The following is a 15,275-nucleotide window of genomic DNA, read 5'->3' as shown; positions in this document are numbered from 1 at the left end:
CCGGCTTTTTTTTCAGCTATCGTTTTCTGAATCGCGGGCTGACTTGATTGCGTTTTCTGTCTCTGTATAAAATGAACCCGGCCAGCACATAGAGGCCGATCGCAAAAAAGATGAATCCTGACAACCCTTGGAGCCAAAGAACTGAAAATGGCTTGATTGTATGGCCGAAAAGTGTATCTCTCATCAGTTTAATGCCTAAAGCAGAAATAGCCCCGGGGATGACTAATATTAAAAGCGCAAGAAGTCGGCTCATCTTCAGAAAACCCCTTTATCTTTTCATTTCCTTTATTGTCCAGCGGAAAAAATATTTTGTCAAGAGAAGAAAACGTGGTAACATAGGGTTGTGCAAATTATTGCAACGGAATAAATAGGTGTGCAAATTTTTTCATACAAAGGGGTATCGGGATGCAAAAGGTACTGATAGTAGGTGCCGGCAAAAGGGGAACGGCGTTATTACATATTCTGATTAAAACAGCCATCATAGATATCATTGCCGTAGTTGACAAAGACCCCGAGGCGCCGGGATTGAAAGAAGCAGAACAGTATGGGATTGCCGTTTCATCTGATTGGAAACCTTACATACAACAAAAACCGGATATCGTCATTCATACCACCGGCGATCAATCCGTGTTTGACGAGCTCCTTCAAAGAAAGCATAAAGATACCATTGTCATGCCGGGAAAAATGGCATACATCGTTTTTCAGCTGATGGAAGAAAAGCAGCACCTGATTCAAATGCTAAAAGAGCAAACCTATAAATATGACAGAATTTTTAATTCCACCCATGATGGAATGATTTTTATTGATATCAATGAAGAAATCATTCTCTTTAACCATATGGCCGAAAAAATGGTCGGGAAAAAACGTGAGGAAGTCATTGGGCGCCCAATAAAAGAAGTGATTCCGAGCACTAAGATGCCGCGGATTTTAAAAACAAGAGTGCCTGAATACAACCAGAAGCAGCTGTTAGGCGATCATTTGCAAATTGTGACCACAAGGCTGCCGATTATTGATGAAGGCGGACGTCTGCTCGGGGCTCTTTGTGTGTTTAAAGATATCACTGATGCGGTCGAGCTGGCAGAGGAAGTGACCAACTTAAAGCAGGTCCGTACGATGCTGGAGGCAATTATTCAATCCTCCGATGAGGCGATTTCTGTCGTTGATGAAAACGGCATTGGCCTGCTAATCAATAAAGCGTATACGAAAATGACGGGGCTTTCTGAAAAAGAAGTCATCGGCAAGCCTGCAAACACTGATATTTCCGAAGGTGAAAGCATGCATTTAAAGGTGCTTGAAACAAGACGTCCTGTCCGCGGTGTCAGAATGAAGGTCGGCCCGAATGAAAAAGAGGTCATCGTTAATGTAGCACCAGTGATTGTGGACGGGATTTTGAAAGGCAGCGTCGGCGTGATTCACGATGTTTCCGAAATTAAAATGCTGACAGCGGAGCTTAATCGCGCCAGACAAATTATTCGCACGCTTGAAGCGAAATACACGTTTGACGACATTATCGGCAAAAGCGAGCAAATGCTGGTTGCGCTTGAGCAGGCGAAGCTCGGTGCGAAAACACCGGCAACCATCTTGCTGCGCGGGGAATCAGGAACAGGAAAAGAACTGTTCGCCCATGCCATCCATAACGAAAGCGACCGGAAATACAATAAATTTATTCGCGTGAATTGTGCAGCCCTTTCTGAAAACCTGCTCGAATCAGAATTGTTCGGCTATGAGGATGGTGCGTTTTCAGGAGCGAAGCGCGGCGGTAAAAAGGGTTTATTTGAGGAAGCAAATAACGGCAGTATTTTCTTAGATGAAATCGGTGAACTGACACAAAATATGCAGGCCAAATTGCTACGCGTCCTTCAAGAAAAGGAAATCGTCAGAGTGGGCGGCACGAAAGCGATCCCTGTCAACGTCAGAGTGATCGCGGCAACAAATGTAAATATTGAAAAGGCGATGGCGGATGGAAAGTTTCGCGAAGACCTGTATTACCGGATCAACCGCTATCCCATCTCCATTCCGCCTTTGCGTCAGCGGTTGGAGGACATTGAAGCACTAAGCGTCAGACTTATCCAAAAGATCAACCGGGATTACGGCAGGAATGTAAAAGGGCTCTCGCAGCAAGCCTTGCGCGCCTTATCTGCTTACCATTGGCCTGGGAATGTCCGCGAGCTTGAAAATGTCCTTGGACGAGCCATGATTTTTCTCAATCCGCATATGGAATGGATTGAAAAAGATCATTTGCCTATATTTGAACTTGAGCAAAAAGAAAATGACACAGATCAGGGGACAGGTTTTGATTTTCCGGATATTGAAGGGGAAAAGCTGTCTGTCGCAGTAGAAAAATTTGAAGCGCATTTGATCCAGCAAACGCTCGAAAAGCATCATTTTAACCGGACAAAAACAGCGAAAGCCCTCGGTGTCAGCATTCGGAATTTATATTACAAAATGGATAAATATGGCCTTGCAAATGAAGGCATGCAATAATTTGCAGAATAAACGCAAACATCTGCACGAATGTTTCAATATATCTGGTATGACAGCACCCTTAAGAGCTGGCACGGAACTTGCATAATAAAAGGCGGAGTCGAAACAAGAAAGGTGGTAGCAGATGAAGCTGAAAGATTTAATCGGCAAAGCGTCGATGCACAAAAACAAGACTATTGCGGTTGCTCATGCTGAGGATGAGGAAGTGATCCGGGCTGTAAAGCTGGCTGCCGAGCACCTATCCGCCCGTTTCTTGTTAACGGGCGACAGCAAAAAACTGAACGAGCTGACATCATCCATGCAAGGGCATCAAGTGGAAATCGTCCATGCCGATACACCTGAGGAGTCGGCGAAATTAGCGGTTCGTGCTGTACATCATAAAACAGCGGACGTTTTAATGAAAGGGAATGTGCCGACTTCTGTTTTGCTTAAAGCGGTATTGAACAGACAGGAGGGGCTTCGGTCATCAAGTGTCCTTTCCCACGTGGCTGTGTTTGATATACCGGATTTTGACAGAATGATGTTTGTAACAGATTCGGCAATGAATATTGCCCCTTCGCTGGAAGAGCTTCGGCAGATTTTGCAAAATGCAGTTCATGTGGCCCATGCAGTAGGGAACAATATGCCAAAAGCAGCTGCTCTGGCAGCGGTTGAAACGGTGAACCCAAAAATGGAAGCGACCGTGAATGCAGCTGCTCTAGCTCAAATGTACAAAAGGGGCCAGATCAAAGGCTGCATTGTTGATGGACCGCTTGCTTTGGATAACGCAGTTTCACAAATTGCCGCGGCCCAGAAAAACATTTCGGGAGACGTAGCGGGCAACGCAGATATCCTTCTCGTCCCAACAATTGAGGCCGGCAATATTTTATATAAATCACTGATTTATTTTGCCAAGGCCAGCGTGGCGGCTGTCATTACAGGAGCAAAAGCACCGATTGCTTTAACAAGCAGAGCGGACTCTGCTGAAAATAAACTGTATTCCATTGCGCTGGCAATATGCGCATCTGAAGAATACACACATTAGGAGGAACGAACATGGAACTTTTTAAATATATGGAGAAATACGATTACGAACAATTGGTATTCTGCCAGGATGAACAATCTGGATTAAAAGCGATTATCGCGATTCATGATACAACGCTTGGTCCGGCGCTTGGCGGAACGAGAATGTGGACATATGAAAATGAAGAAGCGGCAATTGAAGATGCGCTCAGATTGGCTAGAGGCATGACCTATAAGAACGCGGCGGCAGGCTTAAACCTTGGCGGCGGAAAAACAGTCATTATCGGCGATCCGCGCAAAGACAAAAATGAAGAAATGTTCCGCGCGTTTGGCCGCTATATTCAAGGGCTGAACGGCAGATACATCACGGCTGAAGATGTGGGTACAACGGTCGAGGATATGGATATCATTCATGATGAGACAGACTATGTCACAGGCATTTCTCCTGCTTTCGGCTCTTCTGGAAATCCTTCTCCAGTCACAGCGTACGGGGTGTATAGAGGAATGAAGGCAGCAGCTAAAGCTGCTTTCGGAACCGACTCTCTTGAAGGAAAAACCATTGCTGTACAGGGTGTTGGGAACGTAGCCTATAACCTTTGCCGCCACCTGCATGAAGAAGGAGCAAACTTAATCGTTACGGATATCAACAAACAATCTGTACAGCGTGCAGTTGAAGATTTTGGCGCCCGTGCTGTAGATCCTGATGACATTTATTCACAAGACTGCGATATTTATGCGCCGTGTGCCCTTGGTGCGACTATTAACGACGACACCATTAAACAGCTGAAGGCGAAAGTGATCGCAGGTGCGGCTAACAACCAATTAAAAGAAACCCGCCATGGTGATCAAATTCACGAAATGGGCATCGTTTATGCACCGGATTACGTGATTAACGCGGGCGGTGTTATCAACGTGGCAGATGAGCTTTACGGCTATAATGCAGAACGTGCATTGAAAAAAGTCGAAGGCATTTACGGCAATATCGAGCGTGTACTTGAAATTTCTCAGCGTGACGGCATTCCTGCATATTTAGCGGCTGACCGCTTAGCAGAGGAACGGATTGAACGCATGCGCCGCTCAAGAAGCCAGTTTTTGCAAAACGGCCACAGTGTATTAAGCAGACGTTAAGAAATTGATCTGGAGGTTATGAAAGTGCTACATGACGAAAAACGCATTCTCACAATTAATCCAGGCTCAACTTCAACGAAAATCGGTGTTTTTCATAACGAAAGAAGCATTTTTGAAAAAACATTGAGACACAACATAGAAGAGCTGCAGCGATTTGACCGAATTATTGATCAGTATGAATTTCGTAAAAACCATATTCTCGAAACGCTTCATGAACAGGGAATCAATATCTCAAAGTTTGATGCAGTCTGCGCAAGAGGCGGCCTTCTTCGGCCAATTGAAGGCGGGACCTACGTAGTGAATGATGAAATGATTGAGGACTTGAAAAGCGGTTACGCCGGTCAGCATGCTTCTAATCTCGGCGGCATTATCGCGAGGGAAATCGCTGACGGCCTGAATATCCCTTCGTATATCGTCGACCCTGTTGTCGTAGACGAAATGTCAGTGCTTGCGAAAGTTTCAGGCATGCCTGAAATTGAACGGAAAAGCATTTTCCATGCGTTAAACCAAAAAGCTGTCGCTCGTAAAGCGGCAGCCTCCCTTGGCAAACGATATGAGAACATGAAAATGATTATTACCCATATGGGCGGAGGTATTACAATTGGCGTCCATGACCGCGGGCGAGTGGTAGATGTCAATAACGGCCTACACGGCGAAGGACCATTCAGTCCTGAACGAGCAGGAACAGTGCCTGCGGGAGATCTTGTTGATCTATGTTTTTCAGGGGAATATACAAAAGAAGAAATCATGAAAAAGCTTGTTGGCACCGGCGGACTTTTAGGCTATCTCGGTACAAATGATGCAGTAAAAGTGGAACAGATGATTCAAGGGGGCGATGAAAAAGCCCGCTTCATTTATGATGCCATGGCATATCAGGTAGCAAAGGAAATCGGGGCAGCCAGCGCGGCGTTAAAAGGCGAAGTTGAAGCGATTGTGCTGACGGGAGGCCTTGCGTACGGCAAAAGCTTTGTTTCTGCTATCAGATCATACATAGATTGGATTTCAGACGTTTTAGTCTATCCGGGTGAAAATGAACTGCAGTCTCTTGCCCAAGGGGCGCTCAGAGTATTGCAGGGCGAAGAGCAATCCAAACAATATCGTATTGAATAGACAGACAGGAGTGAGTCACCATGGCAACTGAGTATGACGTAGTCATTCTGGGCGGCGGTACCGGCGGTTATGTTGCGGCCATCAGAGCCGCTCAGCTCGGCTTAAAAACAGCCGTTGTGGAAAAGGAAAAACTCGGGGGAACATGTCTGCATAAAGGCTGTATCCCGAGTAAAGCGCTGCTTAGAAGCGCAGAGGTATACCGGACAGCTCGTGAAGCCGATCAATTCGGGGTGGAAACGGCTGGCGTGTCCCTCAACTTTGAAAAAGTGCAGCAGCGTAAGCAAGCCGTTGTTGATAAGCTTGCAGCGGGTGTAAATCATTTAATGAAAAAAGGAAAAATTGACGTATACACCGGATATGGACGTATCCTTGGACCGTCAATCTTCTCTCCGCTGCCGGGAACAATTTCTGTTGAGCGGGGAAATGGCGAAGAAAATGACATGCTGATCCCGAAACAAGTGATCATTGCAACAGGATCAAGACCGAGAATGCTTCCGGGTCTTGAAGCGGACGGTAAGTCTGTACTGACTTCAGATGAGGCGCTCCAAATGGAGGAGCTGCCACAATCAATCATCATCGTCGGCGGAGGTGTTATCGGTATCGAATGGGCGTCTATGCTTCATGATTTTGGTGTGAAGGTAACGGTTATTGAATACGCGGATCGCATATTGCCGACTGAAGATCTAGAGATTTCAAAAGAAATGGAAAGTCTTCTTAAGAAAAAAGGCATCCAGTTCATAATAGGGGCAAAAGTGCTGCCTGACACAATGACAAAAACATCAGACGATATCAGCATACAAGCGGAAAAAGACGGAGAAACCGTTACCTACTCTGCTGAGAAAATGCTTGTTTCCATCGGCAGACAGGCAAATATCGAAGGCATCGGCCTAGAGAACACCGATATTGTTACTGAAAATGGCATGATTTCAGTCAATGAAAGCTGCCAAACGAAGGAATCTCATATTTATGCAATCGGAGACGTAATCGGTGGCCTGCAGTTAGCTCACGTTGCTTCACATGAGGGAATTATTGCTGTTGAGCATTTTGCAGGTCTCAATCCGCATCCGCTTGATCCGACGCTTGTGCCGAAGTGCATTTACTCAAGCCCTGAAGCTGCCAGTGTCGGCTTAACCGAAGACGAAGCAAAGGCGAACGGGCATAATGTCAAAATCGGCAAGTTCCCATTTATGGCGATTGGAAAAGCGCTTGTATACGGTGAAAGCGACGGTTTTGTCAAAATCGTGGCGGACCGAGATACAGATGATATTCTCGGCGTTCATATGATCGGCCCGCATGTCACCGACATGATTTCTGAAGCGGGTCTTGCCAAAGTGCTGGACGCAACGCCGTGGGAGGTCGGGCAAACGATTCACCCGCATCCAACGCTTTCTGAAGCAATTGGAGAAGCAGCGCTTGCCGCAGATGGCAAAGCCATTCATTTTTAAAAGCATAAAGGAGGGGCTTGAATGAGTACAAACCGACATCAAGCACTAGGGCTGACTGATCAGGAAGCCGTTGATATGTATAGAACCATGCTGTTAGCAAGAAAAATCGATGAAAGAATGTGGCTGTTAAACCGTTCTGGCAAAATTCCATTTGTAATCTCTTGTCAAGGGCAGGAAGCAGCACAGGTAGGAGCGGCTTTCGCACTTGACCGTGAAATGGATTATGTATTGCCGTACTACAGAGACATGGGTGTCGTGCTCGCGTTTGGCATGACAGCAAAGGACTTAATGATGTCCGGGTTTGCAAAAGCAGCAGATCCGAACTCAGGAGGCCGCCAGATGCCGGGGCATTTCGGACAAAAGAAAAACCGCATTGTGACGGGATCATCTCCGGTTACAACGCAAGTGCCGCACGCAGTCGGTATTGCGCTTGCGGGACGTATGGAGAAAAAGGATATCGCAGCCTTTGTTACATTCGGGGAAGGGTCTTCAAACCAAGGCGATTTCCATGAAGGGGCGAACTTTGCCGCTGTCCATAAGCTGCCGGTTATTTTCATGTGTGAAAACAACAAATACGCAATCTCAGTGCCTTACGATAAGCAAGTCGCATGTGAGAACATTTCCGACCGTGCCATAGGCTATGGGATGCCTGGCGTAACTGTGAATGGAAATGATCCGCTGGAAGTTTATCAAGCGGTTAAAGAAGCACGCGAAAGGGCGCGCAGAGGAGAAGGCCCGACATTAATTGAAACGATTTCTTACCGCCTTACACCACATTCCAGTGATGACGATGACAGCAGCTATAGAGGCCGTGAAGAAGTAGAGGAAGCGAAAAAAAGTGATCCCCTGCTTACTTATCAAGCTTACTTAAAGGAAACAGGCCTGCTGTCCGATGAGATAGAACAAACCATGCTGGATGAAATTATGGCAATCGTAAATGAAGCGACGGATGAAGCGGAGAACGCCCCTTATGCAGCTCCTGAGTCAGCGCTTGATTATGTGTATGCGAAGTAGGGAGGAAGAACAAATGTCAGTAATGTCATATATTGATGCAATCAATTTGGCGATGAAAGAAGAAATGGAACGAGATTCTCGCGTTTTCGTCCTTGGGGAAGATGTAGGAAGAAAAGGGGGTGTGTTTAAAGCAACAGCCGGACTCTATGAACAATTTGGGGAAGAGCGCGTTATGGATACGCCGCTTGCTGAATCTGCGATCGCAGGAGTCGGTATCGGAGCGGCAATGTACGGAATGAGACCGATTGCTGAAATGCAGTTTGCTGATTTCATTATGCCGGCAGTCAACCAAATTATTTCTGAGGCGGCTAAAATCCGCTACCGCAGCAACAATGACTGGAGCTGTCCGATTGTCGTCAGAGCGCCATACGGCGGAGGCGTGCACGGAGCCCTGTATCATTCTCAATCAGTCGAAGCAATTTTCGCCAACCAGCCCGGACTGAAAATTGTCATGCCATCAACACCATATGACGCCAAGGGTCTATTAAAAGCCGCAGTTCGTGACGAAGACCCAGTGCTGTTTTTTGAGCACAAGCGGGCGTACCGTCTGATAAAGGGAGAGGTTCCGGCTGATGATTATGTCCTGCCAATCGGCAAGGCTGACGTAAAACGGGAAGGCGACGACATCACAGTGATCACATACGGCCTGTGTGTCCACTTCGCCTTACAAGCTGCAGAACGTCTCGAAAAAGATGGCATTTCAGCGCATGTGGTGGATTTAAGAACAGTTTACCCGCTTGATAAAGAAGCCATCATCGAAGCTGCGTCCAAAACTGGAAAGGTTCTTTTGGTTACAGAAGATACAAAAGAAGGCAGCATCATGAGCGAAGTAGCCGCAATTATATCCGAGCATTGTCTGTTCGACTTAGACGCGCCGATCAAACGGCTTGCAGGTCCTGATATTCCGGCTATGCCTTATGCGCCGACAATGGAAAAATACTTTATGGTCAACCCTGATAAAGTGGAAGCGGCGATGAGAGAATTAGCGGAGTTTTAAAGACGTAAGGGAGGATACAATCATGGCAATTGAACAAATGACGATGCCGCAGCTTGGAGAAAGCGTAACAGAGGGGACGATCAGCAAATGGCTTGTCGCCCCCGGTGATAAAGTGAACAAATACGATCCAATCGCGGAAGTCATGACAGATAAGGTAAATGCAGAGGTTCCGTCTTCTTTTACTGGTACGATAACAGAGCTTGTGGGAGAAGAAGGCCAAATCCTGCAAGTCGGAGAAGTGATTTGCAAAATTGAAACAGAAGGCGCGAATCCGGCTGAACAAAAACAAGAACAGCCAGCTGCTTCAAAAGCCGCTGAGACGCCTGCTGCAAAAAGTGCCGAAGCAGCTGATCAGCCCAATAAAAAGCGCTACTCGCCAGCTGTACTCCGTTTGGCCGGAGAGCATGGCATTGATCTTGAACAAGTAACAGGAACAGGTGCCGGCGGGCGCATCACACGAAAAGACATTCAGCGCTTAATTGAAACAGGCGGCGTGCAAGAACAGAATCCTGAGGAGCCGAAAACAGCAGCTCCTGCACCGAAGTCTGCATCAAAACCTGAGCCAAAAGAAGAGACGTCATATCCTGCGTCTGCAGCCGGTGATAAAGAAATCCCTGTCACAGGTGTAAGAAAAGCAATTGCTTCCAATATGAAGCGAAGCAAAACAGAAATTCCGCATGCTTGGACGATGATGGAAGTCGACGTCACAAATATGGTTGCATATCGCAATAGTATAAAAGATTCCTTTAAGAAGACAGAAGGCTTTAATTTAACGTTCTTCGCCTTTTTTGTAAAAGCGGTCGCTCAGGCGTTAAAAGAATTCCCGCAAATGAATAGCATGTGGGCGGGCGACAAAATTATTCAGAAAAAGGATATCAATATTTCAATTGCAGTTGCCACAGAGGATTCTTTATTTGTTCCGGTGATTAAAAACGCTGATGAAAAAACAATTAAAGGCATTGCGAAAGACATTACCGGCCTAGCTAAAAAAGTAAGAGACGGAAAACTCACTGCAGATGACATGCAGGGAGGCACGTTTACCGTCAACAACACAGGTTCGTTCGGCTCTGTTCAGTCGATGGGCATTATCAACTACCCTCAGGCTGCGATTCTTCAAGTAGAATCCATCGTCAAACGCCCGGTTGTCATGGAGAATGGCATGATTGCTGTCAGAGACATGGTTAATCTGTGTCTGTCCTTAGATCACAGAGTGCTTGACGGTCTCGTGTGCGGACGATTCCTGGGACGTGTGAAACAAATTTTAGAATCGATTGACGAGAAGACATCTGTTTACTAAATAAGCAAAAAGAGCATTTTTTGAAGTTTTGTTTCAGAAAATGCTCTTTTTCTATGCTGTATTATTCAGCGATTCGTATTTTCATTTCGACCCGATATTCTTCTTGTTTTTTCGGGGAGTAATGAATCGGTATGATTAACTCGTATACATCACTGACTACTGGTAATTGGCGGTCCGCGATATATTTGATAAGCTTCTGTAAGTTGAGAAAATAATGTTCAGGCGAAAAATTATACGCGATACACGCATACCTCCCTTTAGGGATCGTTGTGATTTCCATATCCGGCGTAATTGATGAAATCTGTTTATTCGTCAATACAGGCGTGAAAATATGACGGTAAGTCATTTCATCAATGCTGGTGTAGGGCTGAAAAGAGAAAGTAGCGCCGTAGCTATTGTTCGTAAATCCATCTGCTGACTCGATAAATTTTTTTAATTTGCTGTAGGAGGCGTTGAGCACGTTTTCAGGCCCGATTCCTTCTGCCTCTGTCTGAATGATCCGTATTTCTTCTTCATCTAAAACAAACACCTCACCGAGCGCGGGATATTCCATCTGCCGTTTCATCCGCTTTTTCACCAATGAAATGGTTTGCTCCAGTGCTGATAAAAAGTCTAATTTCTCCCTGATTTGCCTCTCCTGCTCGGTATAAAAAGCAAACAGTTCTTCCATCTCTAAGTCCTGTGCTTTTTTCATTTCCTCTAAAGGTGTGCCGATATATTTCAATGATTTGATCAAATCCAGATGAATGAGCTGAGAATCTGTATAATAGCGGTAGCTGGTATCCGGGTCGACGTAGGCTGGTTTAAATAAATCAATTTTATCGTAATAACGGAGCGCTTTAATCGACACGTTTGCCAGTTTTGAAACTTCCCCAATTGAGTAATATGATTCCTTCATGCCATCACTCCTTCTATCATCAGTATAAAGAAGAAGCGCATTCTTTGCAGTACACAAAGAATACGCTTCTTATCACGTGCTGGCTTTAAGATGTGCAGGCGCTTTCCAAGCAATGGTCAGTGCAATCCCTATGGCTAAGGTGACCGTTGCAAAGTAGAAAGGATAGTTTACATCAATATCGAACAGCATTCCGCCGATAATAGGCCCGAATACATTGCCGATACTTGTAAACATTGAATTCATACCGCCGGCAAACCCCTGTTCATTCCCCGCAATCTTTGACAGGTAAGTCGTTACCGCAGGCCGCATGAGATCAAATCCGACAAATACGGTGACTGTCACCAGCAGAATCGCAACATATGAATGTACCGTTGTCAGCAAGAATACCAGACTCGTCGAGAGAATTAAGCTGTACCGAATTAAATGGATTTCACCAAACCATCTTGTGAAGCGGTCGAATAAGACGACTTGCGTAATGGCGCCAACAATCGCTCCTCCTGTAATCATAATGGCAATGTCGCTGGCCGTAAATCCGAATTTATGATCTACGAATAATGCAAATAAAGATTCAAATGATGCTAAACCAAAAGACGAAATTAAGATAATGAGAAAAGCTATGAAATACATGGGGGCAAAAATTCGTTTAAAGCCTGTCTTCTGCCCTTTTATTTCCTGATTTTCAGGGTTTCGTTCCGGCTCGCGCAGCGTGAGGATTGATAAAATGGCTGCTAACAGAGCAAAAGCTGCCGCAAAGAAAAAAGGCAGCCGGGAATGGACTTCTGCTAAAAATCCCCCGATGCCGGGGCCGATAATAAATCCTGTTGAAATAGCGGCTGACATATAACCGAGCGCTTTTGGCCGTGTTTTAATGGTCGTGATATCTGCGATAAAAGCCGTGACCCCAGGCATAATGAAGGCTGCGCTGATACCGCCCAGCATACGGGAGATAAATAACATCTCAACTGTTTTTCCAATGCCGAATAAAAACTCCGACACACTAAAGAACAATAGGCCGATCACGATCATGATCTTGCGTCCGAAGCGATCAACCCATCGTCCGGCTATTGGTGAGACAATGAGCTGTGTAATAGCGAAGCAGGCAACCATATAGCCGACCGCGGTCCCCGATAAATGCAATTCATTCATAATGGTCGGCGTTACTGGAATCACAAGCCCGATCCCCAAAAAAGCAATAAATAAATTGGTTAATAATATAGTTAAGGTAATATTTTTCTTCTCCATATGACTTCCCCTTTTTCAAGTGTGTATCCCTTATACTGTAAGACCTCCTCCTAGGGGAGAGTCAACGGATTTGCAAAATCTTTCTAAAGCCTTATGACAGTTATTCATTTGCAGGAACAAGCATGTCGATATGCTGCGGCAGGACCTGAATGACTGCGGGTGTATGTGTATAAACTTCTCCATCCATATCCGCCTTTTTCGCAGTGTCTGTTTCAATCTCGATACGGGAGGCCTGGACATAGGACAGCTCTCCGGTAAAACGATCAATTGAGCCCTGTTCCATGCTCATCAGCTCCCGCAGCGCGGTGAGGTTGGTGTTGCGGCATATGAGAACATCAAGTAAGCCGTCTTCAATACTGGCATCGGGCAGAGGAATTCGATTCGTTCCAATGTATTGGCCATTCATCACAAGCAGCATAACGGCTTCTTCTTTAATTTCTTCTCCATCAATTTTTAATGTCATCGGAAACGATGCAGCGGATGAGACGGTTCGCAATGCACTTGTAAAATAGCTGATTTTTCCCAATAATGCTTTTTCCGTTTCGTTGATTTGATTCGACGTTTCTGCAATTAAGCCGATCCCCCAGAAATTCAAAAAATAACGGTCATTCATCTGACATACGTCTACGCTGGTTTTTTTTCCTGACATAAGTGCTTCCGCGGCCTTTGCAAGATTTTGAGGGATGCCAAGCACTCTTGAAAAGTCATTGCACGTGCCGCCGGGCAAAATTCCGACCGCGGGTTTTCTTTCTAGAGCGCTGATAGCATTTATGCATTGATGGATCGTGCCGTCGCCGCCGAGAATGAAGACGGTGTCGACAGAATCATCAATGGATTGGCAAAAATGATACGCATCATCCTTTTTCTTTGTCTGCTTAATAATCACCTCATCTAAATGGTGAGATAAAACCGGCACCACAGCACCAAGTGCTTTTTCTATATTTTTGTTGCCGGCATTTCCGTTATGAATCAGTAACGCTTTCCGGTGGCTCATATACAACTGCTCCTTTATTTTACTTCTGGTTATATAATCCCCTTTTTCTGTAAGCAGTAAACGAAGAGCAAAAAAAGTGCACGGCGAAGCAAAGTCATTTGCCGATATGGACGTTTCCTTGCTATCATAAGAACAGATGATGAAAAAGGAGAGGTCTTCATTGAACATGGACTTTAATTTATTTATGAATGATATTGTCCGCCAAGCGAGACAAGAAATAACAGCTGCCGGATACACCGAGCTTAAAACAGCCGAAGAGGTGGATGAGGCACTTACGAAAAAAGGAACGACGCTCGTCATGGTAAACTCTGTTTGCGGATGCGCCGGAGGAATTGCAAGACCGGCAGCCTACCATTCCGTTCACTATGATAAAAGACCTGATCAGCTCGTCACCGTTTTTGCCGGACAGGATAAAGAAGCGACAGCGCGTGCGCGTGACTATTTTGAAGGTTATCCGCCATCTTCTCCGTCCTTTGCGATTTTGAAAGACGGAAAGATCATGAAAATGGTAGAGCGCCATGAAATTGAAGGCCACGAGCCGATGGCCGTAGTGGCAAAGCTGCAGGAAGCCTTTGAAGAATATTGTGAAGAAGTATAAGACGAACAACCCGGATGCCCAAGCGGCCCGGGTTTTTTTGTGCATAAATTTCCAAGGGTATATGAATAAATATTAAAGGATTATTCAATCGGATTGTACAGTGATTTTATTTTTATCTAGTAATATCAAAAAGAGATCACTGGAAAGATAAGCTTGAAGATAATTTTTAAAAATAGTATTGCATAAAAATAAGAAACTGTTTAAAATACAAATTAACGAATAAATATTCAAATACACCAAAAGTAATGAATACGGGGGAAATGGATCATGAAAAAATGGCTCTTATTACTTGTAGCTGCCTGCATTACCTTTGCATTATCTGCTTGCGGCTCAAGCAATTCAGGTTCAGAAGGCGGCAAGAAAAAATTAATTATGGGTACTTCGGCGGATTACAAACCGTTTGAATATAAAGAAGGCGATAATATTGTCGGTTTTGATGTAGAGTTGGCAAAAGCTCTGGCAAAAAAGGCAGGCTATGAAATTGAAGTGCAGGATATGGACTTCAACAGCTTAATTACAGCGCTTAAATCAAAACAGGTGGATCTCGTTCTGTCAGGAATGACACCAACGCCTGAGCGTAAAAAACAAGTTGATTTTTCAGATGTGTATTATACAGCGAACCATATGATTGTCAGCAAAAAAGACAGCGGTATTCAATCTTTGAAAGACCTGAAAGGAAAAACAGTTGGCGTTCAGCTTGGCTCTATTCAGGAAGAGAAGGGGAAAGAGCTTTCTCCGGAATATGGTTTTAAAACAGAAGACCGCAACAGAATTTCTGATTTGGTGCAGGAAATCAAATCTGACCGCTTCGATGCCGCGATTATTGAAGACATTGTTGCAGAAGGGTATTTCAGATCAAATGATGACCTGCAAGGCTTTGTGATTCCTGATGCGAAAGCGGAAGAAGCCGGTTCAGCAATTGCTTTCAGAAAGGACAGTGAACTGACAGACAAATTCAATAAAGCGCTCAAGGAAATGGAAGATAACGGAGAGCTTGAGAAATTGAAGAAAAAATGGTTCACTGGCGAGAAGTAAAAAAGCGGCTCAACTTTTTCGTTGAGCCTTT

At 45.1% G+C, this 15,275-nt stretch carries 14 protein-coding genes; 10 read left to right on the top strand and 4 right to left on the bottom strand.

The window, feature by feature from the left end:
• Positions 1-16: 16 nt before the first annotated feature.
• Complete coding sequence (locus AC0OMA_RS12175; protein ID WP_181219733.1) at positions 17-253, bottom strand: DUF2627 domain-containing protein; 237 nt, start codon at positions 251-253, stop codon at positions 17-19.
• A gap of 152 nt (positions 254-405) precedes the next feature.
• On the opposite strand from AC0OMA_RS12175, the gene AC0OMA_RS12170 reads away from it, so the two are divergent.
• The 8 genes from AC0OMA_RS12170 to bfmBB all read left to right on the top strand — a co-directional run bounded on the left by AC0OMA_RS12170 (position 406) and on the right by bfmBB (position 10,477).
• Positions 406-2,484: a sigma-54 interaction domain-containing protein gene (locus AC0OMA_RS12170; RefSeq protein WP_063335277.1), complete on the top strand. Its 2,079-nt coding sequence runs from the start codon at positions 406-408 to the stop codon at positions 2,482-2,484.
• A gap of 124 nt (positions 2,485-2,608) precedes the next feature.
• A complete protein-coding gene (gene yqiS / locus AC0OMA_RS12165) occupies positions 2,609-3,508 on the top strand; it encodes a phosphate butyryltransferase (protein WP_181219731.1) in 900 nt (299 codons plus the stop codon).
• An 11-nt stretch (positions 3,509-3,519) separates the two neighbouring features.
• A complete protein-coding gene (gene bcd / locus AC0OMA_RS12160; RefSeq protein WP_003230309.1) occupies positions 3,520-4,614 on the top strand; it encodes a branched-chain amino acid dehydrogenase in 1,095 nt (364 codons plus the stop codon).
• An 18-nt stretch (positions 4,615-4,632) separates the two neighbouring features.
• Positions 4,633-5,724, top strand: a complete 1,092-nt coding sequence (gene buk / locus AC0OMA_RS12155; protein WP_003230311.1) for a butyrate kinase — start codon at positions 4,633-4,635, stop codon at positions 5,722-5,724.
• 20 nt (positions 5,725-5,744) lie between these two features.
• Positions 5,745-7,169, top strand: a complete 1,425-nt coding sequence (lpdA, locus tag AC0OMA_RS12150; RefSeq protein ID WP_322839694.1) for a dihydrolipoyl dehydrogenase — start codon at positions 5,745-5,747, stop codon at positions 7,167-7,169.
• Positions 7,170-7,190: 21 nt separating this feature from the next.
• Positions 7,191-8,183 (top strand): 3-methyl-2-oxobutanoate dehydrogenase subunit alpha, encoded by a 993-nt coding sequence (gene bfmBAA, locus AC0OMA_RS12145; protein ID WP_004398565.1) that lies wholly within the window; start codon positions 7,191-7,193, stop codon positions 8,181-8,183.
• A gap of 13 nt (positions 8,184-8,196) precedes the next feature.
• On the top strand, positions 8,197-9,180 hold the full coding sequence (bfmBAB, locus tag AC0OMA_RS12140; protein ID WP_004398638.1) for a 3-methyl-2-oxobutanoate dehydrogenase subunit beta: 984 nt from the start codon (positions 8,197-8,199) through the stop codon (positions 9,178-9,180).
• A 22-nt stretch (positions 9,181-9,202) separates the two neighbouring features.
• On the top strand, positions 9,203-10,477 hold the full coding sequence (gene bfmBB / locus AC0OMA_RS12135) for a branched-chain alpha-keto dehydrogenase complex dihydrolipoyllysine-residue (2-methylpropanoyl)transferase (RefSeq protein WP_174616719.1): 1,275 nt from the start codon (positions 9,203-9,205) through the stop codon (positions 10,475-10,477).
• Positions 10,478-10,538: 61 nt separating this feature from the next.
• On the opposite strand, the gene bmrR is transcribed toward bfmBB, so the two are convergent.
• The 3 genes from bmrR to AC0OMA_RS12120 all read right to left on the bottom strand — a co-directional run bounded on the left by bmrR (position 10,539) and on the right by AC0OMA_RS12120 (position 13,611).
• Positions 10,539-11,375: a multidrug efflux transcriptional regulator BmrR gene (gene bmrR / locus AC0OMA_RS12130; protein WP_181219727.1), complete on the bottom strand. Its 837-nt coding sequence runs from the start codon at positions 11,373-11,375 to the stop codon at positions 10,539-10,541.
• A gap of 72 nt (positions 11,376-11,447) precedes the next feature.
• Complete coding sequence (gene bmr, locus AC0OMA_RS12125; RefSeq protein WP_003230328.1) at positions 11,448-12,617, bottom strand: multidrug efflux MFS transporter Bmr; 1,170 nt, start codon at positions 12,615-12,617, stop codon at positions 11,448-11,450.
• 100 nt (positions 12,618-12,717) lie between these two features.
• Positions 12,718-13,611: a diacylglycerol kinase family lipid kinase gene (locus AC0OMA_RS12120; protein ID WP_015483414.1), complete on the bottom strand. Its 894-nt coding sequence runs from the start codon at positions 13,609-13,611 to the stop codon at positions 12,718-12,720.
• 160 nt (positions 13,612-13,771) lie between these two features.
• Here AC0OMA_RS12120 and brxB point away from each other — a divergent pair, with 160 nt between their 5' ends.
• Together brxB and artP are read left to right on the top strand one after the other, a co-directional pair.
• Entirely contained in the window at positions 13,772-14,209 is a 438-nt protein-coding gene (gene brxB, locus AC0OMA_RS12115) for a bacilliredoxin BrxB (RefSeq protein WP_003226477.1), read from the top strand.
• Between the two features lie 267 nt (positions 14,210-14,476).
• Positions 14,477-15,244 (top strand): arginine ABC transporter substrate-binding protein ArtP, encoded by a 768-nt coding sequence (artP, locus tag AC0OMA_RS12110; RefSeq protein ID WP_181219725.1) that lies wholly within the window; start codon positions 14,477-14,479, stop codon positions 15,242-15,244.
• Positions 15,245-15,275 lie beyond the last annotated feature (31 nt).

The sequence above is a fragment of the Bacillus sp. AMCV2 genome, assembly GCF_056033925.1.
The sequence above is the reverse complement of the archived record's forward strand: the minus strand, read 5'-3'. Positions and strand labels throughout refer to the sequence as shown.

What these genes read in the sequence shown, in the direction of transcription:
- AC0OMA_RS12175 (WP_181219733.1), bottom strand. Translation starts at nt 253, where the DNA reads ATGAGCCGACTTCTTGCGCTTTTAATATTAGTCATCCCCGGGGCTATT.
- AC0OMA_RS12170 (WP_063335277.1), top strand. Translation starts at nt 406, where the DNA reads ATGCAAAAGGTACTGATAGTAGGTGCCGGCAAAAGGGGAACGGCGTTA.
- yqiS (WP_181219731.1), top strand. Translation starts at nt 2,609, where the DNA reads ATGAAGCTGAAAGATTTAATCGGCAAAGCGTCGATGCACAAAAACAAG.
- bcd (WP_003230309.1), top strand. Translation starts at nt 3,520, where the DNA reads ATGGAACTTTTTAAATATATGGAGAAATACGATTACGAACAATTGGTA.
- buk (WP_003230311.1), top strand. Translation starts at nt 4,633, where the DNA reads ATGAAAGTGCTACATGACGAAAAACGCATTCTCACAATTAATCCAGGC.
- lpdA (WP_322839694.1), top strand. Translation starts at nt 5,745, where the DNA reads ATGGCAACTGAGTATGACGTAGTCATTCTGGGCGGCGGTACCGGCGGT.
- bfmBAA (WP_004398565.1), top strand. Translation starts at nt 7,191, where the DNA reads ATGAGTACAAACCGACATCAAGCACTAGGGCTGACTGATCAGGAAGCC.
- bfmBAB (WP_004398638.1), top strand. Translation starts at nt 8,197, where the DNA reads ATGTCAGTAATGTCATATATTGATGCAATCAATTTGGCGATGAAAGAA.
- bfmBB (WP_174616719.1), top strand. Translation starts at nt 9,203, where the DNA reads ATGGCAATTGAACAAATGACGATGCCGCAGCTTGGAGAAAGCGTAACA.
- bmrR (WP_181219727.1), bottom strand. Translation starts at nt 11,375, where the DNA reads ATGAAGGAATCATATTACTCAATTGGGGAAGTTTCAAAACTGGCAAAC.
- bmr (WP_003230328.1), bottom strand. Translation starts at nt 12,617, where the DNA reads ATGGAGAAGAAAAATATTACCTTAACTATATTATTAACCAATTTATTT.
- AC0OMA_RS12120 (WP_015483414.1), bottom strand. Translation starts at nt 13,611, where the DNA reads ATGAGCCACCGGAAAGCGTTACTGATTCATAACGGAAATGCCGGCAAC.
- artP (WP_181219725.1), top strand. Translation starts at nt 14,477, where the DNA reads ATGAAAAAATGGCTCTTATTACTTGTAGCTGCCTGCATTACCTTTGCA.